Origin of the sequence: Microvirga sp. 2YAF29 (genome assembly GCF_052114605.1) — a bacterium.
Lineage (GTDB): Bacteria > Pseudomonadota > Alphaproteobacteria > Rhizobiales > Beijerinckiaceae > Microvirga.
This window is the reverse complement of the sequence record NZ_JBFRFB010000004.1, coordinates 323,078-346,645: the sequence shown is the minus strand read 5'-3', so window position 1 is coordinate 346,645 and position 23,568 is coordinate 323,078. Positions and strand designations below refer to the sequence as shown.

The 23,568-nt window shown below is 63.2% G+C and carries 15 protein-coding genes; 10 read left to right on the top strand and 5 right to left on the bottom strand.

Features of this window, described 5'->3' with window-relative positions; translation table 11 throughout:
* Positions 1-627: 627 nt before the first annotated feature.
* Complete coding sequence (locus AB4Y85_RS07955) at positions 628-1,551, top strand: methyltransferase domain-containing protein (RefSeq protein ID WP_441984332.1); 924 nt, start codon at positions 628-630, stop codon at positions 1,549-1,551.
* A 115-nt stretch (positions 1,552-1,666) separates the two neighbouring features.
* On the opposite strand, the gene AB4Y85_RS07950 is transcribed toward AB4Y85_RS07955, so the two are convergent.
* The gene (locus AB4Y85_RS07950) at positions 1,667-2,485 is read right to left on the bottom strand and encodes an SDR family oxidoreductase (protein WP_441984331.1); all 819 of its coding nucleotides are present in this window, start codon (positions 2,483-2,485) and stop codon (positions 1,667-1,669) included.
* A gap of 149 nt (positions 2,486-2,634) precedes the next feature.
* On the opposite strand from AB4Y85_RS07950, the gene AB4Y85_RS07945 reads away from it, so the two are divergent.
* Together AB4Y85_RS07945 and pdeM are read left to right on the top strand one after the other, a co-directional pair.
* On the top strand, positions 2,635-5,280 hold the full coding sequence (locus AB4Y85_RS07945; protein ID WP_441984330.1) for a ligase-associated DNA damage response DEXH box helicase: 2,646 nt from the start codon (positions 2,635-2,637) through the stop codon (positions 5,278-5,280).
* Positions 5,277-5,978, top strand: a complete 702-nt coding sequence (gene pdeM, locus AB4Y85_RS07940) for a ligase-associated DNA damage response endonuclease PdeM (protein WP_441984329.1) — start codon at positions 5,277-5,279, stop codon at positions 5,976-5,978. Before AB4Y85_RS07945 ends, pdeM begins: the two co-directional genes overlap by 4 nt.
* Before the next feature lie 127 nt (positions 5,979-6,105).
* Here pdeM and AB4Y85_RS07935 read toward each other — a convergent pair whose 3' ends face one another.
* The 3 genes from AB4Y85_RS07935 to AB4Y85_RS07925 all read right to left on the bottom strand — a co-directional run bounded on the left by AB4Y85_RS07935 (position 6,106) and on the right by AB4Y85_RS07925 (position 11,212).
* A complete protein-coding gene (locus AB4Y85_RS07935; protein ID WP_441984328.1) occupies positions 6,106-6,867 on the bottom strand; it encodes a TIGR02186 family protein in 762 nt (253 codons plus the stop codon).
* Positions 6,864-7,793: a sulfite exporter TauE/SafE family protein gene (locus AB4Y85_RS07930; RefSeq protein ID WP_441984327.1), complete on the bottom strand. Its 930-nt coding sequence runs from the start codon at positions 7,791-7,793 to the stop codon at positions 6,864-6,866. Before AB4Y85_RS07930 ends, AB4Y85_RS07935 begins: the two co-directional genes overlap by 4 nt.
* A gap of 155 nt (positions 7,794-7,948) precedes the next feature.
* Positions 7,949-11,212, bottom strand: coding sequence for a hypothetical protein (locus AB4Y85_RS07925; protein WP_441984326.1), 3,264 nt, complete (start codon positions 11,210-11,212; stop codon positions 7,949-7,951).
* A 358-nt stretch (positions 11,213-11,570) separates the two neighbouring features.
* Here AB4Y85_RS07925 and AB4Y85_RS07920 point away from each other — a divergent pair, with 358 nt between their 5' ends.
* From AB4Y85_RS07920 to AB4Y85_RS07890, 7 genes are all read left to right on the top strand, one after another.
* Positions 11,571-11,978: a MerR family transcriptional regulator gene (locus AB4Y85_RS07920; protein ID WP_441984325.1), complete on the top strand. Its 408-nt coding sequence runs from the start codon at positions 11,571-11,573 to the stop codon at positions 11,976-11,978.
* 458 nt (positions 11,979-12,436) lie between these two features.
* Entirely contained in the window at positions 12,437-14,230 is a 1,794-nt protein-coding gene (locus tag AB4Y85_RS07915; protein ID WP_441984324.1) for an acyl-CoA dehydrogenase C-terminal domain-containing protein, read from the top strand.
* A 135-nt stretch (positions 14,231-14,365) separates the two neighbouring features.
* Positions 14,366-15,574, top strand: coding sequence for an acetyl-CoA C-acetyltransferase (locus AB4Y85_RS07910; RefSeq protein ID WP_441984323.1), 1,209 nt, complete (start codon positions 14,366-14,368; stop codon positions 15,572-15,574).
* Between the two features lie 23 nt (positions 15,575-15,597).
* On the top strand, positions 15,598-17,805 hold the full coding sequence (locus tag AB4Y85_RS07905; RefSeq protein WP_441984322.1) for an FAD-dependent oxidoreductase: 2,208 nt from the start codon (positions 15,598-15,600) through the stop codon (positions 17,803-17,805).
* A gap of 189 nt (positions 17,806-17,994) precedes the next feature.
* On the top strand, positions 17,995-18,543 hold the full coding sequence (locus tag AB4Y85_RS07900; RefSeq protein ID WP_441984321.1) for an acyl-CoA thioesterase: 549 nt from the start codon (positions 17,995-17,997) through the stop codon (positions 18,541-18,543).
* Between the two features lie 52 nt (positions 18,544-18,595).
* On the top strand, positions 18,596-19,219 hold the full coding sequence (locus AB4Y85_RS07895; protein ID WP_441984320.1) for a 2-hydroxychromene-2-carboxylate isomerase: 624 nt from the start codon (positions 18,596-18,598) through the stop codon (positions 19,217-19,219).
* Positions 19,220-19,226: 7 nt separating this feature from the next.
* The gene (locus AB4Y85_RS07890) at positions 19,227-19,928 is read left to right on the top strand and encodes an aspartate/glutamate racemase family protein (RefSeq protein WP_441984319.1); all 702 of its coding nucleotides are present in this window, start codon (positions 19,227-19,229) and stop codon (positions 19,926-19,928) included.
* Here the strand turns inward: AB4Y85_RS07890 and AB4Y85_RS07885 are convergent, their stop codons facing one another.
* Positions 19,929-23,435 carry a hybrid sensor histidine kinase/response regulator gene (locus AB4Y85_RS07885; protein WP_441984318.1) on the bottom strand — a complete coding sequence of 1,169 codons (3,507 nt, stop codon included), beginning with the start codon at positions 23,433-23,435 and terminating at the stop codon, positions 19,929-19,931.
* Between the last annotated feature and the right edge of the window lie 133 nt (positions 23,436-23,568).

The following is a 23,568-nucleotide window of genomic DNA, read 5'->3' as shown; positions in this document are numbered from 1 at the left end:
GTGTTGAGAACCTGACGGCTCCCCGCGCACGGCTTTTTTAGGCGTACACCGCGTCTTTCAGCGGAGGGCCTCCTGTCAACGGGCTTGCGACACCCACAGCAGGACCGTGCCCGATCCCACAATCACGACGCCTCGCGAGCGCGCCCCTCAGTGGATCAGGCTGAGGAAGGGTATAGCCAAGATTAGGATCATTGTCAAGAACAAATGCAGAACATAAGAGTGTAGCGGTGTTCCCTCCCCCTTGCGGGGAGGGCCAGGGTGGGGGTGGTCTGGCTGGGCGAGAGATCGAACCAGATTACCCTCACGTCATCACCGGCCTTGTGCCGGTGATCCCGATCATGGTGAGCGCTGCGCTCTTCGCATCGGGATGGCCGGGACAAGCCCGACCATGACATCGTCGGGCTGTTGTGGTGTCTGGATGGCACGAAGTGCTCTGACTTTGCGACCCCCACCCTGACCCTCCCCGCAAGGGGGAGGAAAACATGCGCCTGATCCTGCACCCGATCCCGGATCGGCTCTGCCGTCCGGAATGACAGTCGGGGGGGCCACGCGGTTCAATCCCGCTCCATCTCTCCAAACCCGATGTTGACAGCCCCCTGTCTCTCGCTCATGGCAGAAGCCATGCCGATGATCTCGACCTTCCGATCCTCCGGCGATCTTATCGCCGACCGCCGCTACGATTACGCCAGTGCCGCCTTCGAAGAGCGCGATTTCGAAGCCGCCGCCGATCTGGCCCGGCAGGTGCTGGAGCTTGCGCCTGGCTTCGCTGCGGCCCATGCGATGCTCGGCCGTGCGGCAGCCGAGCTTGGGTTGCGGGAGGAGGCTGTCGGCGCCTTGCGCAAAGCCTTGGAGATCGAGCCCGACGATGCGCTCGGCGTGCGGCTCGACCTCGCCAAGCTCGGAGCGCTCTCTCTCGATGAGGCCATCACCGATGGCTATGTGCGCGCATTGTTTGACGACTACGCCCCCAAATTCGACCGGCATTTAACACAGAACCTCGCCTATCGCGGCCCGGAGCTGATCGCCGATGCGCTACGCCGCGCCAGCTTGAAACAGCGCGGTAATGACCGGTTCGGCCTCACCCTCGATCTCGGCTGCGGCACGGGTTTGATGGCGCAGGCTCTGGAGGGCGTTTGCGCCTCCATCGAAGGCGTCGACCTTTCGCCCCGCATGCTGGAGAAGGCCGAGCAGACGAAGCTTTATGCTGCTCTCCATGAAGGCGAGCTCGTGGGCTTTCTCAGAACGCGACAGGGCAGTGAAGCCGATCTCGTGGTGGCCGCGGACGTGTTCGTCTACATGTCCGGGCTTGATGCTGCCTTCAGCGAAGCGCACCGCGTGCTGAAGCCGGGAGGCTTGTTCGCCTTCACGGTTCAGGCGCACGAGGTCGAAGGCTTCGTTCTCGGCGACGATGCCCGCTATGCCCACAGCGAAGCTTATCTGCGCAATCTTGCGGATGCGGCTGGCTTCGCTGTGGTCGTGCTCGAAAAGGTTTCGACCCGGGAAGATCGCGGCAAGCCGGTTCCCGGGTTTCTCGCCGTCATGCAGCGGTGATTTCCCTCGCATCTCATCACCGGCTTTGTGCCGGTGATCCCGATGCTGTGAGGCGTCGCATTCTTTCAGTCGTCATGGCCGGGACAAGCCCGGCCATGACGGGGAGGCAAGTGCCTTACTCCGCCGGCTTCGTCGGATGCGGCGCGCTCTCGTAGCAGCCCACGACCGATTGATCGAAATCGATCACTGAGCCCGTCATCATGCCGGATTCCGAGCTTGCGAGGAACGCCACCGCGCGCGCCACTTCCTTCGGATCGAGCAGGCGGCCGAAGGGCTGCTCCTTCTCGGCCTTTTCGAGCCAGCCATCCTGAGCGCCGTGGTAGAGCCTGACGATCCGGTCTTCGCCTGGCGTGTTCATCCAGCCGATGTTGAGCGCGTTCACGCGGATGCGCCAGGGCATCAGGCTGAAGGCGGCGTTCTTGCTCAACGTCGCCAGCGCGCCCTTGGAGCCGCAATAGGCCGAGATGAAGGGCTGGCCGCCATGGGCCGACATGGACAGGATGTTGACCATCGTGCCCTCGGTCTTCTCGCGCCGCATGATTTTGGCGGCTTCCTGCATGAGGAAGAACGGCGCGCGGACATTGACCGCGAACATGCGGTCGAACAGCTCCGGCGTGGTGTCGAAGATCGTGCCGCGATCGGTGATGCCGGCGGCATTCACCAGCACATCGACGCGCCCGAACGCGCTGTCGGCCTGTGCAGTGACCTTGCGGGCATCCTCGACCTTTTCGAGATCGGCCTGCACGAATTCCGTGCGGCACCCTTGAGCCGTGATGTCCCGTGCCACGGCCTCGCCGCGCTCCGCATTACGGCCGCAGATCACGAGGCCGGCTGCGCCGCGCTCGGCCAGAGTGCGGGCGATGGTCTCGCCAAGCCCCTGCGTGCCGCCTGTGACCACGGCGATGGCGTTGTGGAACTGGGATGATGGCGTCATGGTTTCCTGCCCTTTGATTATTCCCTGGTTGGGTTGGCCTGAGATGAATCCATCCCGGCACGGATAGCAAGCCGGCAAAGCACTGTTTTCACATCCGAAAACAAGCCCATATGGCGAAACCTTTCCCCTGGCCTTATCTTTAAGGATGTATGTCGAAAGCGCCCGCGTCTCTTCTCCCGCAAATCTTCCGTGACTGGTTCGCAAGCCGTGGCTGGGAGCCGCGCGAGCATCAGTTGCAGCTGCTCGCCAAAGCCAAAAAAGGCAAATCCGTGCTGCTGGTGGCCCCGACAGGCGCAGGAAAAACGCTGGCGGGCTTCCTGCCAAGCCTCGTGGAGCTTTCGGAACGGGCGCCGCGCCGCGGGACAGTGAAGGACAAGCGGGGCCTTCACACGCTCTACATTTCGCCTCTGAAGGCGCTCGCCACCGACATCGCCCGCAATCTCGAAGCGCCGGTGAGCGAGATGGAACTTCCTATCCGCATCGAGACCCGCACCGGCGATACGCCCTCCCACAAGCGCGCAAGGCAGATCGAGCGGCCGCCGGATATTCTCCTGACGACGCCGGAGCAGCTGGCGCTGCTGCTCGCCCATGCGGAAGCGCGGGAATTCTTCAAGGATCTGCGCCGCGTGGTGTTGGACGAACTGCATTCCCTTGTCACCTCGAAGCGCGGCGATTTGCTGTCGCTCGGGCTCGGGCGGTTGTTCACGCTGGCACCCGATGCGACGGCGGTCGGCCTGTCGGCCACGGTGCGCGAGCCGGACGATCTGCGGCGCTATCTCGTGCCGCAGCGCCCATCCTCCCCTGGAGGGGGAGGGTCGGAGCGCATCAGCGCTCCGGGGTGGGGTGGCAGCACTGACATTGCCGAGGTCGCGCTTCCCACCCCCTCCCGCGCCTCTGGCGCGACCTCCCCCCTCAAGGGGGAGGTGAAGAACGCTGCGCTCGCCGACCTCGTCGTCGTGAAAGGCGGCGCGCAGCCTGACATCCGCATGCTCGAACTCGATGAGAGATTGCCGCTCGCGGGCCACACGGCGTCACTCTCAATGCCCGCGATTTACGACCTCATCCGCGAGCACAAGACCACGCTCGTTTTCGTCAATACGCGTCTGCAGGCGGAATACACGTTTCAGGAATTGTGGAAGCTCAACGAGGACGGCCTCGCCATCGCGCTCCATCACGGCTCCCTCGATGTCGCACAAAGGCGGCGCGTCGAGGAGGCTATGGCGGAGGGACGGTTGAAGGCCGTCGTGTGCACCGCGACGCTCGATCTCGGCATCGACTGGGGCGATGTGGATCTCGTGGTGAATGTGGGCGCACCGAAGGGCGCCTCGCGCATCATGCAGCGCATTGGCCGTTCCAATCACCGCATGGATGAGCCCTCGGAGGCTTATCTCGTGCCCGCCAATCGCTTCGAGATTCTGGAATGCCGCGCAGCGCTCGATGCCGTTCATGAGGCGGCGCAGGATACGCCGGATGCGCGCGTCGGCGCGCTTGACGTGCTGTGCCAGCATATCCTCGGCATGGCTTGCGCCGATCCGTTCAGGCTCGAAGACCTTTACGATGAGATCGTCTCAGCAGCGCCTTATGCCGATCTCTCGTGGGAGGATTTCGAGGCCTGCGTCGCGTTCGTCGCGACGGGTGGCTACGCTCTTCGTGCTTATGAGCGGTTCGCCAAAATCGTGAAGGGCAATGATGGCTTGTGGCGTGTTCGCGATGCCAGGATTGCCCAGCAATATCGCCTTAATGTGGGCACCATCGTCGAGGCCACCATGATCAAGGTGCGGCTCGGCAAATCCATGCGCTCGCGGCCCGGAACCGTGCTGCCGCGGGGGCGCATTCTCGGCGAGATCGAGGAATATTTCGCGGAGACGCTGACGCCGGGCGATACGTTTCTGTTCGCGGGCGAAGTGCTGCGGTTCGAGGGCATCGCCGAGGATGAAGTGCTTGCGACGCGCGCGGCCTCCGGCACCGATCCCATGATCCCGTCCTATGAGGGCGGCAAGTTTCCGCTCTCGACATTTCTCGCGGCGCGGGTGCGTGCGATACTGGCCGATCCGTTCGAGTGGGACCGCCTGCCGCCGCAGATGACCGAGTGGCTGTTGCAGCAGCGCCGTCGCTCCATCGTACCGGGGCCACGCGATCTTCTCGTCGAGACATTCCCGCGCGCCAATCGATACTACATGACATGCTTTCCCTTCGAGGGTAGGCTCGCGCATCAGACACTCGGCATGTTGCTGACGCGTCGCCTGGAACGCGCGAAATTGAAGCCTCTTGGATTTGTCGCCAACGACTACGGCATCGCCGTCTATGCCGCCAGCGACATCGCCGCTCGCGCGGCGCGGGATCCGAACTTCTTCGATGACCTGTTTTCCGAGGATATGCTTGGCGACGACCTCGAGGCCTGGCTGGCGGAATCCGCGCTCATGAAGCGCACCTTCCGGCAGGGCGCCGTGATCGCGGGCCTCATCGAGCGCCGCTTTCCCGGCGAGAAGAAGACCGGGCGGCAGGTCACGATCTCCACCGATCTCGTCTATGACGTGCTGCGCAAGCACGAGCCGGACCATGTTCTGCTGCGGGCCGCGCGGGCGGATGCGGCAACTGGACTCCTGGACGTGAAGCGCCTTGGTATGATGCTAGAGCGCATCCGGGGGCGAATCATCCACAAGCCGCTCGACCGGGTTTCTCCCTTAAGCGTGTCCGTCATGCTGGAGATCGGCCGCGAGCGCGTCTATAGCGACAATGCGGACGAGATTCTGGCCGAGGCGGAAGCAGCACTTCTCGACGAGGCTTTGGCGTGACGGCATTGGCGAAGAACAAACAGACAACCCACGAGATCGAGCTCTCCGGGCAGCTGGCGCTGCTCGACTTGACGGGTGCCATGTACCTGCCCGCGCACGATGCGCTGCTCGTGGCCGATCTCCATTTCGAGAAAGGATCGTCCTTCGCCCGGCGCGGCATGATGCTGCCGCCCTATGACACCCGCGAGACGCTGATCGCGCTCACCGATGCGGTGCATCGCTTCAACCCGAAGACCGTCATCGCGCTCGGCGACAGCTTCCATGACATCGGCGGGCCGGAGCGTCTGGGCGATGAAGAACGCGCGACCCTTTCGCGCGCCCAGTCAGGCCGCGATTGGATCTGGGTGACGGGCAACCACGACCGCATCCTGCCCGACAGCATCGGCGGACAGGTTGTCGAGGAGATGATGCTCGGCTCCCTCACCCTGCGCCACGAGCCGCTGGCCGGTGAGCAGGCGGAAGTTGCTGGCCATCTTCATCCGGTAGGCAAGGTGGTGATGCGCGGCCGCACGACCCGCCGCCGCTGCTTCCTGACGGACGGAACCCGCTGCGTCATGCCCGCGCTCGGCGCCTATGCCGGTGGCCTGAACGCTTGCGATGCTGCTTATAAGTCGCTCTTCGCGAAAGGCTTCACCGCCCATCTCATCGGCACGGAACGCATCTTCGCCATCGCGAAGTCGATGCTTTGCAGGGATTGATCTCGTCTGTCGCTAGACCTCCCTATGTCATCACCGGCCTTGTGCCGGTGATCCCGATACTGTTGAGCGCAGCGTCTTTTTGATCGGGATGGCCGGGACAAGTCCGGCCATGACGTGGAGGGCTTGTTCAGTCCCGCCTGAAAATCATGTTCGCCATCCAGCCGAAGAAGAGGGCGATGGCGGCGGTGGCGAGGCCGTAGAACAGGGACCAGTCGCGCGCCACCGAGCCTACCTGCTCCTCGAAGCCGGTTTTCACCAATTCGAAATGGGTGGTCGTTCTCGCCAGGATCACAGTGTCGGCGAAGAGGGCGACCTCCACATTGTACTCGCCGGGTGGCGCGGTGGCGGGAAGTGGGATGCTGGCGCGGAACAGGTCAGCGGTGAGGAAAGTCACGCCGCGCTCTTCTTCGAGATAGAGCCCTTCCTGCGCCTTCAGACGATAGAGCGCCTCGCGGAACTGCCGGTCGGCGCCGCCGCGCTCATTGGTGAAGTCGGTCGCATTGATGATGGCGGCAAGGCCGATCTTCTGGCGCTGGCGCAACTGGGGACTGGTGATCTCGTCGATGGGGCGCGAGGTCATCACGCTCAAATAGGCAGGAGCCGTTGGGAACTTCTGCAGTTCCTGATTGATCCAGACCGGGCCCAGCTTCTCCTTCTCGCGCACCACGAGAAACTGTTTCGGGCCGCGCACCGTCACGACAATGTCGTAGCCGGTGGCGCGCGCAACTGTCTGCGCGTCGCGCTCGATGGCGCCGAACACGGCAATGAACGTGCCGGTATAGTTCGAGTTGATCAGAACCCGATGGTTCGACAGCGACGTGATCAGGTTCTCCGCCCGGGCGGAACAGATCGAGAGCAGCGCGATGAGGATGAGGCCCAGCGTTCTCACTCGCGCACCTCCTGCACCGTGATGGAGAAGGGCTCCTGCGGCTGCAGCACGAGTTCGAGGGCAAAGCGCAGGCCGACCGCGAGCAGAAGGATGGCGAGGAGGAAGCGGAACAGCTCCGCCCTCAAATTGCGCCCGACCCGCGCGCCGAATTGCGCGCCGAACACGCCGCCCACGATGAGCAGGATCGCGAGCACCATGTCGACCGCCTGGTTCGTCACCGCATGGAGGATCAGGGCGACGAGGGTGGTGCAGACGATCTGGAACTGGGACGTGCCCACGACCACGTTGGTGGGTACGCGGAAGATATAAAGCAGGGCAGGCACCACGATAAACCCGCCGCCGATGCCCAGCAGCGCGCCAGCGAAGCCGATGAAGAGGGACAGAAGCAGGATCGGAATGACGCTGATATAGAGCTTCGAACGGTAGAAGCGCATGCGCAAAGGCCAGCCGAGATAGGGCGCATGCTCTCCTGCCTGACGGCGCAGGCGCACCGTTCCGCCCCGTCGCTTGGTCCAGAACTCGCGGATGCTCTCCTTCATCATCAGGCTGCCGACGACGGTGAACAGCGTCACGTAGGAGACGACGATGACGAGGTCGAGCTGGCCCGCGCGCCGTGCCGCGGCAAAGAACCAGACGCCCAGAGCCGAGCCCACGAAGCCGCCCGCCACGAGGATCATCCCCAGTTTCCGGTCGATGGCATCGCGCCTGATCGCGCCGAGCACGCTGGTGGTGGAGGAGGCGACGATCTGCGCCGATTGCGTCGCCACGGCGACGGCGGGGGGAATGCCGAGAAAAATCAAAAGCGGCGTCATGAGGAAGCCGCCGCCGATGCCGAACAGACCAGATATGAAACCGACCGCCGCACCCATCCCCAGGATGAGAAGAACGCTCACGGGCATCTCAGCGATAGGCAGATAGATTTGCAACCTGGTTCCCTTTGCCGGCGTCCCCGCCGGTTCCCACAGCCGGCGCAGCCATGGTGTGGTTATGACATCGCGGAACGCGATTTAAAGGATGGGTTATGAACGCAAGCTGACAGCTTCCGGTCTTTCTTCAACGGCTCTGCCTCAACTCCTTTGGCTCAGCTTCGATCCAGAAACGCCATCTGGCCGGCAGCGGAAGCGGAGATTTCATTGGCTGTCGGATCGATGGGCCGGACGCGCCACTGATCGGCTGAGGCCTTCGCGGCGGCAAGATCGCCCGCATTGAGCCGACCGGCAAGCTCGTCGCGCTTTTTCAAGGCCATGGCGTCACCCTGGGCGGCGGCGAGGGAAAACCATTGATAAGCCTTGGTGAGATCCTGGCGGGTGCCGATGCCGCGCGTCAGCAGGATGCCCATGTTGAACTGGCTGTCGCGTAAGCCCGCCTCCGCAGCCTCGCTGTACCAGCGCAGGGCGGCGGCGTAGTCGGGCTTACCATTGATATTCGATGCGAGAAGCGTCGCCAGATTGTGCATGGCGCGGATGTTGCCGCCCTGCGCCGCCCGCTCGTACCAGATCATGGCCTGCTTGGGATCGCGGGCGGTGCCGATGCCCTTCTCGAGCAGCATGGCGAACCGCTCCTGCGCCGGAGGCAGGCCCGCCTGGGCCGCCCGCTCATAGAGGTGGAGGGCCAGAGCCATATCCTGAGCAAGTCCGCGTCCTTCGGCGGCGCGGGACGCGATTTCATAAAGCGCCGCCGCATCGCCGATCGCCGCCGCCTTGCGAAGGAACGCCGGAGCCTGGGCCGGAATTTCGCCCACCGTTGCAGGATCGATGAGGAACTTTCCTGCCGCCGGCAGCGGAGGCTCCGCCGTCGCTGCGGCCATGCTGGCGGGCTGGAACAGATCGGCATTTCCAGATGCCGGCGTGAGACTTCCCGTCTGCTCGGGGGCTTGTTCGGGCGTCGGCTCAACAGGTACCGCCTGCTGCACCTCAGTGCCGCCGGTCAGCGCCAGGGAGGCCGCGATCTGTCCGTTGGACAGTATCTGCGCGGTGCCCGCCGCGAGGATCAGAAGGCCGATCCCGAAGAGGAGAGGGCGGCGGTGAGCGTCGAAGCTGCGGCGGATGCGCTCGATGAGCGAGGGCGTGGGAGCGGACTGCGGTTCGTCGGAGGTCTCAGGGCTGTTCGGGATGGTCGCCAACAGCCCTCCTCCCCCTTGTGGGGAGGAGTTGGAGGTGGGGGTGTTGGCGACGAACTGGACCAGCGTGCCGCCGCCACCCCCACCCTGGCCCTCCCCACAAGGGGGAGGGGAAGCCGCGTCACATTCTTCATCAATGAGCAATTGCGATACAGCCTCTGGCGTTGCCGCCTGCGCGGCACGGCGTGCCGCCGCGATGAAACCTGCGCGCATGGTGCCGAGATTGACTTCATCGGCCACGGCACTCGGCTCAACCGTCTTCGGTTCCGCAACCGGCGCAGTGAAGGCGACTTCCTCGATTTGGGACAGGGCGGCGGTATGCAGCCGACGCACTGCCGCCTCCAAGCGGTCTGCAGGCGGCATCTGCTCGGGAGCGATAGCAGGCAATGCCTGCGCATTGGTGTGAGCCCGGTGCGCGACGGCGTTCTGCTCGGGGAAGCGCGAGACGAGCGTTTCCAGGGCGGAGGAGACCGTGCGAAGGGTTTCCTGCGTCTTCTTGTCGGAGCGCGTGTGCAGCGCCTTCAACTCGACGAAGCCTTGCTTGAGAGCATCGAGATCGCCTGTATCCGGAAGGCTCGGCTGAATTTCCTTCAAGGCGGCGCGCGCGGCGCGCTCCGCGATTCCGGCGGCCTCGCTCTGGATGTTGCGGAGATGGCCGGTTGCTTCGTCGAGCGTTTTTTGAAGCGTCTCGTCGGACTTGCTGCCGAGCCGCTCGGCCAGGGACATGATCTGCTGTTCGAGCGCATCGAGGCCCGGCGGTTGAGCCGGCGCGCGGTCGAGCTTCTCGTCGATGGAGCGCAGCATCGCCTCGACCTTTTCGGTATCGGCGCGCTGGCCGACATCCTGAAGGCTCTGCTCGATCTTGTCGAACCGCTCCAGCAGCAGCTCGTGGGATGGCGCTTCCTTCTCCGCCACCGCCTGCACCTGCGTGGAAAGCCGCCCGATCATCTCGGTCAGCGCATCCGCCTGCGTGAGGCGGCTGTCCGTGAGGCCCGCCATCTTCTCGGTGAGTACCGCGAGCTGATCCGTGACAGGCGTGAGATCGGTAGGCTCCGGCACCGGCCTGCTGGCGAGCGCGGCGAGGTTCTCGCTGAGGCTATTCAGCCGTTCGGGAACGTCGCTTTCCTCCTGCACGGTGACGCTGCGCTGAAGCGCGGCGCAGACATTTTCGAGCGAGGTCTTCAGCGCCGCGAAATCCGCCCGGCCGACCTGGTGAACACGAAGATCGGCGATCTGGCGACCGAGCGTATTCACTTCCTCGGAAAGACGCTCGATCTGCCGTGGTTCGGCCCTGTTGGCGAGATCCTGGCGCATGTCCACGATCTGGCTGCTGAGAAAATCGACCACCGAGCGGTCAATGCCCACTGCTGCCATGCCGTCGATCTTGGTCTTTAGAATTTCGATCTCGCCGCCGATGCGGCCATGAACGCCTTCATTGACGTCATCGGAAAGAACCTGGACCTGGCGATAGAGCGCTGCCGTCGATTGCGCGAGAACCAGAAGATCCTTGCTGGGTGAGGTCTGTCCGATCTCGCGAACGATGTCCTTCATCGCCTGATCGAGGGCGCCCAATTCGTCGCGCGTGGCAAGGCCGTCGAGGCTCGCGCGCAGGCGCTCGATCTCGATGCGGATATTGCCGATGGCGGGCATCCAGGCGGCATCCGGCTTGTCCATGCGATCAGTGAGCCGCGACACATCCGAGCGCAGGCCTGCGAGCGCGTCCGATACGGCTGACGTGCCGACTTGGTCCTCATGCTCCGTCGCGGCCTGCTGCTCCACGGAATCGAGACGCTCCTTCAGGGTCGAGAGCGCCTGCGAGAGGGCTGTCGCCATGCGGTCCTGATGGTCCGCGGCGGCGCGGGTGGTCTCAACGAGCCGTTCTTCCGTCTGCTCGATCCAGCCGGCCATGGATTGGAGCGCCACATTCGTGCGGGCGGCCTGATCCTGGGATTGGCGCTCGCTCTCGGTTGCGATGGCGGCCATCAGGGTGTCGTAATCCCTGGCAGGCTGCGGGCGCAGATTTCGCGAAAGCCGCGCCACGATGGCATCGAATTCATTCTCGTAGGGCTTTCCGGCCGGGGAAGGCGCGCGGCACTCTTTCGGCGCGGCGAGAATGGAGGCGGCCCATTCCTCCAGGCTTACGCCGGCCCTTTGGGCTGCGGCTGCTGCCAGGTCGCGGGCATCGAGGTCCAGATCGTCAAGGTTCGAAAGGACGTGTCGTCTCATGGCCGTGCCCGCAGGGAATACTAAAACACACTCCGGTGGCCTGGCCCCCGCCCAGCTCCGCCGCACCGGCGCCCTGGACGAGGCGAATCATCATGCCTCCAGGCCAGCGAGCCGATGCGTCAGCTTTTGGCGAACGTAGTAAAAAACCCGTTAAGCTTTGGATATTTAGCTCTCCGTCCGCACCCGGGTGTGAAGGCTTCCTCTGGGTTGCCTCCCCTAGGGAAAGCCTGTCTTCGCATTTCTTAAAGCTGTGCTTTTACGGGGACTTGCAACTACTGACCGAAAGGCATTATCATAACATTACAAAGAGTGCCCTGCTTAGGGCGCTGAGGAAAAAGAGAAAGTCAAAGGGGCAACAATGGATCATTCAGCAGGCGGCACTGCCGACGATACGGCAGAGGGCGCGAAATCGTATACAATCGGGGATCTGGCCCGCGAGTTCAGCGTAACGTTACGTACGCTGCGCTTCTACGAGGATCGCGGGCTTCTCTCCCCACGCCGTGACGGTACGGCCCGCATCTATGATGCCCGCGACCGTGAGCGTCTGTCGGTGATCCTGAAGGGCAAGCAGCTCGGTTTTACCCTCACCGAGATCCGCGCCATGGTGGCTGAGGAACTCTCGGGCAGCGGTCCGGCCATGAACCTCAAGCTGTCGCTGGATCAGGTCGAGGACCAGATCCGCCATCTCGAGCAGCAGAAGAGCGAGATCGAAGAAGCCCTGGCGGAACTCAAGTCCCGCCGTGCCAGCCTCGCCGCAGCCGCCTGATACGCTGCTGGACCAAGTATTTAAGAAAAAGGCCTGCCGGAGGGGGCAGGCCTTTTTCGTTCGAGCGGCCGAAAGTATGCCGCATGAATCCCTCTCCCGTGTGGGAGAGTGGGGCAGGGGTGAGGGAATACCCTCTTCGGATAACGCAGTAACCCCTTACCCACGCCGCTACACTCGTCGGCCTTCCCCTTAAAAGAAGGGAGGCAGCGCCAGACTCACAAGCCTCTTGCCCAGTCCGTCCACTTCGCCCTGGCCCTCCTCGTACAGGGCATGGAGTGAGCGTGGCGCCAATCTACTGCCCTTCGCTACTCTTCCGACCATCCTGAACTTTCGTCGGTTCCGCGCGAGAATTTGCGCCCTACCTCTTCCCTAGCGGAGCATATGGTTTATATGTGAACTATATGGTCGTGGACGGGCCGCATGAGGCCTGTCCGGTTTGGAATAGGGGAGAAGCGCGAATGCCGGTTTACAAGGCTCCTGTCGAAGACGTCATGTTTCTCTTGAATGATGTCTTTCCCATTGAGCGTCACAACAACCTTCCCGGCTTCGGAGACGCGACCCCCGATATGGTGGAGGCGATCCTCGCCGAGGGCGCCAAGCTCTGCGAGGAGGTGTTCGCGCCGCTCAACCGCACCGGCGATCTCGAAGGCTGCACCCGCAACGCGGACGGTTCCGTCACGACGCCGAAAGGTTTCCGGCAAGCCTATGAGGCCTATGCTTCCGGCGGCTGGATGGGTCTGTCGGTTCCGGAAGAATTCGGCGGGCAGGGGCTGCCCTCGGTACTCAACACCATCATGCAGGAATTCGTCTCTGCCGCGAACCTGTCGCTCGGCATGTATCCGGGCCTGACCCAAGGAGCGATCGCCGCGCTTCTGGTGCATGGTACAGAGGCGCAGAAGAAAACCTATCTGCCGAAGATGGTGACCGGCGCCTGGACCGGCACCATGAACCTGACCGAGCCCCATTGCGGCACTGATCTCGGCCTCCTCAAGACCAAGGCCGTGCCGAACGGGGACGGCTCTTACGCGATCTCCGGCACGAAGATTTTCATTTCCGCCGGCGAGCACGACATGGCGGAGAACATCGTTCACCTGGTGCTTGCCCGCATCGAAGGCGCGCCTCAAGGCACCAAGGGCATCTCGCTCTTCGTGGTGCCGAAGTTCATCGTGAAGGATGACAGCACCATCGGCGACGGCAACGGCGTGTCCTGCGGCTCGCTCGAACACAAGATGGGCATTCACGGCAACGCCACCTGCGTCATGAATTACGATGGCGCGAAGGGCTGGCTCGTGGGCGAGGAGAACCGCGGTCTCAACGCCATGTTCGTGATGATGAACGAGGCGCGCCTCGCGGTCGGCGTTCAGGGGCTCTCGCAATCCGAGGTCGCCTATCAGAACGCGGTGGCTTACGCGAAGGACCGGTTGCAGGGCCGTTCGCTGACGGGTGCGAAGTTCCCGGACAAGCCTGCCGATCCGATCATCGTGCATCCGGATGTGCGCCGCACGCTTCTCTCCATCAAGGCATTCAATGAGGCGGCGCGCGCGCTTGTCGTCTGGACGGGCCTCAACAGCGATATCGCGCACCGCTCCTCGGACGATCAGGAACGCCAGACCGCCGAGGACTATATGGGCCTCATGACGCCGGTGGTGAAAGGCGTGCTCACCGACCTCGGCTTCGACAACGCCGTGAAGGCGCAGCAGATGTTCGGTGGTCACGGCTATATCGAGGAATGGGGCATGTCGCAGTTCGTGCGCGATGCCCGCATCGCCATGATCTACGAGGGCGCCAACGGCATCCAGGCCATGGACCTCGTGGGCCGCAAGCTCGGCAAGGATGGCGGGCGCGCCATCATGGCCTTCTTCAACGAAGTCGGCACCTTCTGCCAGGAGAACGAAGGTGACGAAAACCTGAAAGGTTTCACTGCGCCCTTGCAGCAGGGCCTCGGACACCTGCAACAAGCTACCATGTGGTTCATGCAGAACGCCTTGGCGAAACCTGACAACGCGGGTGCCGGCGCCACCGACTATATGCACCTCTTCGGCATCGTCGCCATGGGCTATATGTGGGCCAAGATGGCGAAGGCCGCTCATACGAAGAAGGGGCAAGGCAATGGCGACGCTGAGAAGATGGACGCGAAGCTGTTGACGGGCCGCTTCTTCATGGAGCGCATGATGCCGGAAACGGGAGTACGTCTCGCCCGCATTGCGAGCGGCGCCGATACGACCATGGCGATGCCTGTTGAAGCTTTCTGACGAAGCAATCGTCATCCCGGATGGAATGTAGTGACAATTCGGGATCGCGCGGCAAGTATAATGACGAATTCTGAAAACGATCCCGGGTCGCGCTTCGCTTGCCTGGGATGATCATAACAGTTCTGGGAGGGCCTGATGGCCGAGGCTTTTATCTACGACGCAGTCCGTACGCCACGCGGGCGTGGTAAGCCCGATGGCTCCTTGCATGAAGTGCCCAGCATCGATCTCGCCGTGACGGCGCTCGATGCGATCCGCAAGCGCAACGATCTCGATCCGATGCTGGTTGAGGATGTGGTGCTCGGCTGCGTCGATCCGGTGGGTGAAGCGGGCGGCGACATCGCGCGTGCCGCGGCATTGAAGGCGGGCTTCGGCAAGGAAGTCCCGGGCATCCAGATCAACCGCTTCTGCGCATCCGGCCTCGATGCGGTCAATCTGGCAGCGGCGCAGGTCATGTCCGGCATGAAGGATATCGCCATCGGCGGCGGCGTCGAATCCATGAGCCGCGTCGGCATGGGGGCATCGGGCGGCGCATGGCCGGTCGATCCTGGCGTTGCGATTTCCAGCTACTTTCTCCCGCAGGGCATCTCTGCGGATCTGATCGCCACGAAATACGGTTTCACGCGCGATGACGTCGATGCCTATGCGGTCGAGTCGCAGAAGCGAGCCGCGAAAGCCTGGGACGAGGGACGCTTCTCCAAATCGATGGTGCCGGTGAAGGACGTGAATGGCCTCACCATCCTGGCGGAGGACGAGCATATGCGCCCGAGCACCGATATGCAGTCGCTGGGCCAGCTCAAGGCCGCCTTCGTGCAGATGGGCGAGATGGGCGGCTTCGATGCGGTGGCAATTGCCGCTCATCCTGATGTGGAGTTCATCAATCACGTGCATCACGCGGGCAATTCCTCCGGCATCGTGGATGGTGCGGCGGCGGTTCTCGTGGGCTCGAAGGAGGGCGGCGCGAAGGCGGGCTTGAAGCCGCGTGCGCGGCTCAAAGGATTTGCCTCCATCGGCTCCGATCTCGCGCTCATGCTCACCGGCCCCATCGACGTATCGGAACTGGCGCTCAAGAAAGCCGGCATGACGAAGGACGACATCGACCTCTTCGAGATCAACGAGGCGTTCTCGGCAGTTGTGCTGCGCTACATCCAGGCGCTCGATCTCGATCCCGCGAAAGTCAACGTGAATGGCGGCGCGATTGCCATGGGCCATCCGCTCGGCGCGACGGGCGCGATGATCCTGGGCACGGTGCTCGACGAACTGGAGCGCACGAACAAGCAGACGGCGTTGGTCACGCTTTGCGTCGCCGCGGGCATGGGCACCGCTGCGATTATCGAGCGGGTTTGAGAGAGCGGAAACGGGAGAGCAACATGACGAACTTCACCAATTTCCGCTTCGATGTCGATGCCGACGGTATTGCGCTTGCCACCTGGGATATGCCGGATCGCTCCATGAACGTCATCACTCCGCAGGTGATGGACGAGCTGTCGCAGATCATCGAGAAGGTCGCTACTGACGAGGCCATCAAGGGCTGCGTCATTACATCGGGCAAGGAATCCTTTTCCGGCGGCGCCGACCTCACCATGCTGCAATCCTCCAACACGGAATTCATTCGCGTGGCGAAGGAGAAGGGCGAGGAAGCGGCCAACACGTTCCTCTTTGAACAGTCGCGAAAACTCTCGCTGCTCTATCGCCGCCTCGAGACCTGCGGCAAGCCGTTTGCAATTGCCATTCACGGCGTGTGCCTCGGCGGCGCGTTCGAGCTGGCGCTCGCCTGCCATTTCCGTGTCCTGTCGGATGTGGATTCCACCCGTGTCGGACTGCCCGAAGTGAAGGTCGGTCTCTTCCCCGGCGCCGGCGGCACGCAGCGCGTGGCGCGCCTCATGCAGACGGGCGATGCGTTGCAGATGCTCTTCAAGGGCGAGCAGCTTCGTCCGCTCATGGCGCGCAACATGGGCCTCGTCCATGCCGTCGCGCCGCGTGACGGAATCGTCCAGATGGCGAAGGATTGGATTAAGCAGGGCGGCTCTGCCGTCGCGCCGTGGGACCAGAAGGGCTACAAGCTGCCCTCCAACAAGGTTTACTCCGCCGCAGGCATGCAGATCTGGCCGCCTGCCAACGCCATCTATCGCCGCGAGACGCAGGACAACTATCCGGCGATCCGCGCGATCCTGGAAACGGTCTATCAGGGCCTGCAATTGCCGATGGACCTGGCCTTGAAGGTGGAGTCGCGCTGGTTCGCCAAGATCCTGCGCTCGAAAGAAGCGGCGGCGATGATCCGCACGCTCTTCATCTCCATGCAGGATCTCAACAAGGGTGCACGCCGTCCGAAGGACATTCCGCCCACGAAGCTCAAGAAAGTAGGCGTGGTCGGCGCGGGCTTCATGGGCGCGAGCGTGGCCTATGTCACTGCCAATGCCGGCCTCGAGGTCGTGCTGATCGACCGCGATGTGGAAGCTGCCGAGAAGGGCAAGGCTTATTCGCACAAGCTCATGAGCGACCAGATCATGAAGGGCCGCGCCAAGACGGCGGATCGCGATGCGCTGCTCGCACGGATCAAGGCAACCGCCGATTACAGCGATCTTGCCGATTGCGAACTCGTGATCGAGGCCGTGTTCGAGGATCCCAAGGTGAAGGCTGAGGTGATCGAGAAAGTGGAGGCGGCGATCCGTCCGGATTGCATCTTTGCTTCGAACACCTCGACACTCCCGATCAGCGGATTGGCGAAGTCTTCCAAGAATCCCGGTCAGTTCATCGGCATCCATTTCTTCTCGCCGGTCGAAAAGATGATGCTGGTCGAGATCATCATGGGCAAGGAAACCGGCGACAAGGCACTTGCCACCGCACTCGATTATGTGCGCGCCATCAAGAAGACGCCCATCGTCGTCAACGACGCGCGCGGCTTCTTCGCCAATCGCTGCGTGCTGGCCTATATCCTCGAAGGCCATCTCATGTTCACGGAAGGCCTGCCCGCGGCGATGATCGAGCAGGCGGGCAAGCAGGCCGGTATGCCGGTCGGGCCGCTCTCGCTGAATGATGAGGTCGGCGTCGACCTGGGCCTCAAGATCCTGCGGGCCACCAAGGTGCAGCTCGGCGAGGCTGCAATCGTGCCGCAGCAGGAGGAACTGCTCACCGTGCTCGTGGATAAGGAAGGCCGTCTCGGACGCAAAAACCGCAAGGGCTTCTACGATTACCCCGAAGGCGGGCAGAAGCGTCTCTGGCCCGGATTGAGTGACCTTCAGGAAAAGCATGTGGAACCCGAGCTCGTCGACATGCAGGAGCTGAAGCAGCGCCTTCTCGTCACGCAGGCTCTGGAAGCCGCGCGCACCGTCGAGGAGGGCGTCGTCACCGATCCGCGCGAGGCCGATGTGGGCTCCATTCTCGGCTTCGGCTTCGCGCCCTATACGGGCGGTGCGCTGTCCTATATCGACTTCATGGGCGCGAAGGCTTTCGTGGATCTGTGCAAAAAGCTGCAGGCCAGGCATGGAGACCGCTTCGCTCCGCCGCAGATCGTGGTCGACATGGCGGCATCGGGCGAGACCTTCTATGGTCGTGCCGCTGCGATGAAGGCGGCGTAAGCGCGCTTTTCCTCTGTCATTCCGGGGCCGCGGAGCGGAGCCCGATCCAAAGGGCCGCGCCGCAGGCGTGGAAATCCATAACCACGGCGCCTTTTCATTCTGCGATGGTGGCGGTTATGGATCCTCACCTTCGCGGGGATGATGTGGAATGCGTCGAAGCTGTTACGGAATGATACAGGAAGCCTTTCGATGAATCTCTGGCTGCGCGTCCTTCACCTCATTATCGCGTCGTTCTTCAGGCCAAGGCTCGACCCGGTGCGCGACGTGTCGCGCCTGCGCTTTCGCGTGTGGCCGCACGATCTCGACACGTCGTTCCACATGAACAACGGCCGCTATTGGAGCCTCATGGATCTTGGCCGCAGCGACATCATGATCCGTTCAGGTCTGTGGCGGCCCATTTTCAAGCATGGCTGGGTGCCGGTGGTAAGCGCGGGCCAGATCAGGTTTCGCCGCGAGATGCGCCTGTTCCAGGCCTTTGATCTCGAAACGCGTATTCTCACATGGGGTGAAGGGTATGTGGTGATGGAGCATCGCCTCGTCTCGAAAACGCGGGATGGAAGCCCGGTTCTCAACGCCATCGCGCTCGTGAGGGCAGGGCTTTATGACCGGAAGGCAAAGGGCTTCGTGCCCATGGAGCGTCTTTTCCGTGAAATCGGCCTGCAAGCGCAGCCGCCGGAGGCAGCTCCCGAGGTGCGTGCTTTCCTCGATGCAGAAGAGACGTTGAAGAACGCGGCGTGATGGTCCAAGGTTAGGCCCCTTTTCCTTTGCCTGAACCGTGAAGCTGAAAGCCATGCCCCGGACCATCGACTATTACTTTTCCCTTGTGAGCCCCTGGGCCTATATCGGCCATGCGCCTTTCATGGAGATTGCGCAGAGGCACGGGATCGAGGTGAATTACAAGCCGGTCTTCCTGGGCCGCGTCTTTTCCGAGACCGGCGGCCTTCCGCTGCAACAGCGTCATCCGGCGCGCCAGCGTTATCGCCTGGTGGAACTCCAGCGCTGGCGCGAGAAGCGCGGGCTGGCCTTCAATATCACTCCAAAGCACTGGCCCTTCGACGTAAACCTCGCCGACCGCTTCGTCATCGCCGTGTCGACGACGGGCAAGAGCCCGGACGCTTTCCTGCGCCGGGCGTTCTCCGCCGTGTGGGAGGAGGAGCGCAATCTCGCCGATCCCCTCGTCCTGGCGGAACTGGCCGAACAGGCGGGCCTCGATTCATCGGCCCTCATGGATATCGCCACCGGCAGCACCACGGAGGCGATATATGCGCTGAATCTAGAGAACGCAGTCGGCGGCGACATCTTCGGTTCTCCGGCTTATGTGCTCGATGGTGAGGTATTCTGGGGGCAGGACAGGCTTGAACTGCTCGACGATGCGCTGACGGCCGGCCGCGCGCCCTACACGCCGAATTTCTGAGGGTCCCATGAGTCAGAAGACCATCGGGCTCATCGGCGGCATGAGCTGGGAGAGTTCGGCCGAATATTACCGCATCATCAACCAGGAGACGCAGCGTCGGCTGGGCGGCGTGCATTCCGCGCAGAGCCTTCTGTTCTCGGTCGATTTCGACGAGATCAAGCAGCTGCAGCACGCGGGCGAGTGGGACAGACTTGCAGAGCACATGAAGAGCGCGGCCATCCGGCTTGAGCGGGGAGGGGCGGACTTCATCGTAATCTGCACGAACACGATGCACCGCCTCGCGGATGAAGTCTCTTCGGCCGTGACGATCCCCTTGCTCCATATCGCCGACCCGACCGCCGAGCGCATCAAGGCGGCAGGTCATAAGCGCATCGGCCTGCTCGGCACCGCCTTCACCATGGAGCAGGATTTCTACAAGGGACGTCTCCAGCAGCGCCACGGGCTCGATGTGATCGTGCCCGATGCGGACGACCGGCAGGTGGTGCACGAAGTCATCTACAAAGAGCTGGTCCTCGGCAAGATCAATCCGGAATCCCGGCAGGCCTACCGGAATATCATCGCCCGCCTCATAGAGCGCGGCGCCGGGGCCATCATTCTTGGCTGCACCGAGATCATGCTGCTCGTCTCAGGTGAGGACAGCGCCGTGCCGCTGTTCGACACGACGACCATTCACGCCGTTGCCGCCGTGGATCATGCTTTGAAGGCGTGATCACTCCGCCGCTACGCGTGTCGCCCGCCATTGCGTGAGCAGCGCGCGCAGGGCTGCGGGCTTCAGAGGCTTGTTGAGGACGTGCACGTTCATGCTCGTCGCCAAATCGCGCACGGCAGGCGTGCGGTCGGCGGTGACGAGAACGGCTGGCGTGTCTCCTTGGGTTCGCCACCGCAGGGCCTTGATGAGTTCGAGGCCATCCGTCTCGTCGAGGTGATAATCGGCCACGATGACCTCGGGCAGATTCTTGTGCGAACGCAGCACCTGATGCGCGGTGTCGAGATCGGAGGCGGTCCACACATCGCAGCCCCAGCCGGACAGCAGGAGCCGCATGCCTTCGAGAATGGCCGGCTCGTTGTCGATCACCATCACTCGCAAGCCTGACAAAGCCGTAGGAGGCGCCTTCGGCGGCTCGGGCGCGGCAGCGGTCGCGGGCAGGGCTGCCACGACCGGAACCTCGAAGCGGAAAACCGAGCCGCGTCCCACCTCCGAGTTGAGCGTGATCGGATGCTTGAGCACGCGCCCGATGCGCTCCACGATGGAAAGGCCGAGACCGAGGCCGCGTGCGACCTTCGCGCCTTGGTCGAGGCGCTGGAACTCACGGAACACGATGCGCTGCTTCGAGGGCGGAATGCCGAGGCCCGTATCCCACACCTCCAGCACCAGATGGCCGCCGCGTCGCCGCGCGCCGACAAGCACGCGGCCCTTGGGTGTGTACTTGATGGCGTTGGAGACGAGGTTTTGCAACAGGCGGCGCAGAAGGCGCCGGTCGGAACGCACGGTGAGTGAGGAAGGAACGAAGGTTATCTTCAGCCCTTTCTCGCGCGCGACCGGATCGAATTCCAGCTGCAATTGGCGGAAGAGTTCGTCAATGCGGAAGCTCGACCATTGCGGCTTCATGGCGCCGGTATCGAGGCGCGAGATATCGAGAAGCGCAGTCAGGATTTCCTCGACCGCATCGAGGGATGCGTCGATGTTCTCCGCAAGCTTCGCATCGCCTGCTTCCTTGTCGCGTTCGACAAGCGAGGTTGCATAGAGGCGCGCCGCGTTGAGCGGTTGCAGAATGTCGTGAGAGGCTGCGGCGAGGAAGCGCGTTTTCGAGATGTTCGCCTCGTCCGCTTCCGCCTTCGCACTTCGCAAGGCTTCGTTGAGGCGCGTCAGTTCCTCCGTACGCTCGCGCACGCGCTGCTCCAGCGTCTCGTTGGCGCGGCGGCTTTCCTCTTCGGCCAGAACGGTCTCGGTCACGTCCGTATAGGTGGTCACGTGGCCGCCGTCGGGCAGCGGATTCGAGCGGATCTCGATGACCTTGCCGGAGGGATAAAGCTTGAGGCGCACCGGCTCGATGTCGTGCCGGAACGAATAGATGCGCGCGGCCACCAGCTCGTCGATCCGGCCGGGGCCATAGGAGCCGCGTGCCGCATTGTACTGGACGATGCGATCCATGCCGATGCCCACATGCACGAAGTTGGGCGGCATGTCGTAGAGATCGATGAAGGCCTGGTTCCAGGCGAGCAGACGCAGGTCGCGGTCGAGCACGGTGATGCCCTGCTTGGCGTAGTTCAGCGCGTGCTGCAGCAGGTCGCGGCTGTGCTGGATGGCGGCGGAGGCATCGTCGAGCAGCTTGAGCGCCGCTTCCGTCGAGACGGTGCGGCGGCGCAGCAGAAGCGACAGGGCGAGACGCGAGGAGGCGGTGCCGATGGCCGAGGCCAGCAGGTGCTCCGCATAGCGCAGGAGGTGAATGTCGGCTTCCGCGCGCGGCTCCAGGTTCTGTCCACGGCTGTGGCTGAAGCCTTCGAAGGAACGCGTCGTGCGCTCCTCGCCGAGATAGCGCGAGACTGTGGCGCGCAGCTCGTCCACGGTCACGCTGGCGCGGAACAGGCGGAAGCTCGGTGCGACGGATGTGTTCGGCTCGCCCACGAAGACGGTCGCCTGGATCTGCTCCATCGCCGTGGCCGGGCGCCAGAGCGAAAAGCCGATATAGCAGAGAATATTGAGCGTCAGGCTCCAGACGACGCCATGCGTGAGCTGCGGCAGGTCCACACCGAACAGGGCCGTGGGCTTGAGCGCCATGATTCCGAAGGGGCCGGAGATCACCACATCCGACCAGAACACGCCGTCCCAGACGAGGCTGGGGAGAAGAAGCGTGTAGAGCCATGTTCCGAAGCCGACGATGAGGCCGACACTCGCGCCGAGCGCCGTGCCGCGCGACCAGATCAGCCCGCCGAGGAAGGCGGGCGCAACCTGCGCGATAGCGGCGAAGGACAAGAGGCCGATGGCGGCGAGAGCCGCCTCCCCGGAGGCGCGGTAATAGGCATAGCCCAGCAGGATCACGAAGATGATCGAGAGGCGGCGCACGGTGATGACGAAGTTGCCGGGATCGACGCCCGCGAAAGCGCGGCGACGCAGCACGATGGGCATGACGAGATGGTTCGAGATCATCACCGCCACGGCTACGGAATCCACAATCACCATCGCGGTCGCGGCCGAGAAACCGCCGAGGAAGGTGATCACCGCGATCGTTCCGGCCTGATCGGCGAGCGGCAGCGCGAGCACGGTCATATCCCGGTCGATGCCGCCCGGGAAGGTCGCAAGGCCCGCGAGCGCGATGGGGATCACGAAGAGATTGATGAGAACGAGATAGAGTGGAAACATCCAGGCCGCGCGTTTCAGGTCGCCGATAGCGTGGTTCTCAACCACCGTCACATGGAACTGGCGCGGCAGGAGCAGCGCGGCGCAGCTCGACAGCAAGATGAGCGTCATGAAGCTGCCGAAGCCCGAGGTCCGCTCGAACAGGTCCGCGCTCGCGCCTTGGCTGTTGACGCGCTCGACGATGGAGTCGAACCCGTCGAACATGTAGAAGGTCACATAGCTGCCGACGAGCAGGAACGCGACCAGCTTCACGATCGACTCCACCGAGATCGCCATGATCAACCCATCCTGATGCTCGGTGGCATCGGGATGGCGTGTGCCGAATGCAACCGCGAATCCCGCCAGCACGAGGGCGACGATGAGCGCGAGGTCGCCGAAGAAGAGCAGGTCGGCTGGGAGCGCGCCGTCGGTTTTCGCCAGGAAGACGTTGAGAGACGACGAGACGGCCTTCAGCTGTAGCGCGATGTAGGGAATGGAGCCCACGAGCGCGATGATGCTGACGATGGCGGCAACGCGCTCGCTCTTGCCGTAGCGCGCGGCGACGAAGTCGGCGATGGAGGAAATGTTCTGCGTCTTGGCCACGCGGATCACGCGGGCCACGAGCACATGGCCGACGGTGATGACCAGGATGGGGCCGATATAAATTGCCAGGAAGTCGAGGCCGGAATGGCTGGCAAGCCCGACCGATCCGAAGAAGGTCCAGGATGTGCAATAGACCGCGAGCGCAAGGGCCGAGATCGTGGCGCGCCAGGGCCCTTGTACGAAGCGCCTGCCGGCATTGTCGCCCCAATAGGCTACAGTGAACAGGAAGCAGAGGTAAACCAGCGCCGATAAGACAACCGCCCAGGTGGCGACCATATTCGAAAACCCTCGGAGACTACTCGTGGACAGCTTTACTCCCTGGAGGAAGGGAATGCCACTGGTGGGGAGGGATGCCTCCTGTCGTCATGGCCGGGCTTGTCCCGGCTATCCCGATCAGAAGAGCGAAACG